The 1,752-nt window shown below is 63.7% G+C and carries 1 protein-coding gene; it reads right to left on the reverse strand.

The genetic code is table 11. The features are described from left to right. Positions 1–1,752 (reverse strand): molybdopterin-dependent oxidoreductase (locus tag Q8K99_09345; protein ID MDP2182758.1); only part of this gene is annotated, 1,752 nt, incomplete at both ends.

The following is a 1,752-nucleotide window of genomic DNA, read 5'->3' on the forward strand; positions in this document are numbered from 1 at the left end:
AGCGTCAGCATCAGCAGGTTGTCGGAATAGGTGGAGTGGATGCCCCATTTCTGGTGCGGGGTGATGAAGTTGAGGACGATCTCGGTCTCGCCGTTGGGCTTGAGGCCCTTCACATGCGTCGTCTTCAGATCGATCGGAGGCTTGTAGACGCACAGGGACTCGCCGAAGGCCCGCATCCACAAATGGTCCTGGTAGAGCTGTTGCCGACCCGTCAGGGTCCGCCAGGGGATCAGCTCGTGCACATTGGTGTAGCCGGCGTTGTAGCAGACCTTTTCGCTCTCGATGCCCGACCAGATGGGCGACGAGATGATCTTGCGGGGCTGGGCGAGCAGATCGCGGAAGCGGATCTTCTCGTCCTCCTTGGGCAGGGCCAGGTGCTGGTGCTCGCGCCCGGTCTGTTTCTCGAGCGCCGCCCATGCCTTGACCGCCACCTCGCCGTTGGTCTCCGGGGCCAACATCAGAATGGTTTCGCAGGCGTCGATGTCGGTATCGATGCTGGGCATGCCCTCGGTCAGGCCAATGTCCAGCACCGCGCCGTTCAGTTCGCGCAGCAGATCGACCTCGTGGCCGGTCTTCCAGGCCAGGCCCTTGCCGCCGTTGCCGACCTTGTCGAGCAACGGGCCGAGCGCCGTGAACTGCTTGTAGAGGTTGGGGTAGTCACGCTCGACCACGGTGATCTGGGGCATGGTCTTGCCGGGGATCGCCTCGCATTCCCCGAGGTACCAGTCCTCGACCTCGAAGGGTTGGGCCATCTCGCCGGGGCTGTCGTGCTGGATGGGCGTCAGCACGACGTCCATCTCCTTGCCCAGCACTTCAGGCGCGACCTGCGAGAATTTGCGGGCGATGCCCTTGAAGATTTCCCAGTCCGATTTCGACTCCCAGGCCGGATCCACGGCCGCCGACAGCGGGTGGATAAAGGGGTGCATGTCGGAGGTGTTGAGGTCGTTCTTCTCGTACCAGGTCGCCGTCGGCAGAACGATGTCGGAGTAGACCGCTGTGGTCGACATGCGGAAGTCGAGGGTCACCAGCAGGTCGAGTTTTCCCTCCGGTGCCTCATCATGCCAGACCACGTCGACGGGCTTCACCTGACCGGTCTCGCCCAGGTCCTTGCCCTGGACCCCGTGCGAGGCACCGAGCAGGTGTTTGAGGAAATACTCATGACCCTTGCCCGAGGAACCCAGCAGGTTCGAGCGCCAGATGAACATGTTGCGTGGCCAGTTGGCCGGGTCATCGGGGTCCATGCAGGACAGTTCGATCGAGCGGTCTTTCAGGCCGTCGAGGGTAAAGGTCCTGGGGTCGACGCCGGCCGCTTCCGCAGCCCTGGCCACATCAAGCGAGTTGGTTTTCAGCGCGGGGGTGGAGGGTAGCCAGCCCATGCGCTCGGCCCGGGCGTTGAAGTCGATCATCGACGCCTTCCACGGGCCCTCGGGGGCCGTCGGCGACAGCAGCTCGTCAATGCCGACGGTCTCGTAACGCCACTGGTCCGAGTGGGCGTAGAAGAAGGAGGTCGAGTTCTGCTGCCGCGGAGGGCGGATCCAGTCGGTGGCGAAGGCCAGCGGTGCCCAGCCGGTCTGTGGCCGCAGCTTTTCCTGGCCGACATAGTGGGCCCAGCCGCCGCCCGACTGGCCGACGCAGCCGCACATCACCAGCATGTTGATGACGCCGCGGTAGTTCATGTCCATGTGGAACCAGTGGTTCATCGCCGCGCCGATGATCACCATCGACTTGCCGTTGGTCTTTTCGGCATTGGTG

Source organism: Actinomycetota bacterium (genome assembly GCA_030682655.1).
GTDB lineage: Bacteria > Actinomycetota > Coriobacteriia > Anaerosomatales > JAUXNU01 > JAUXNU01.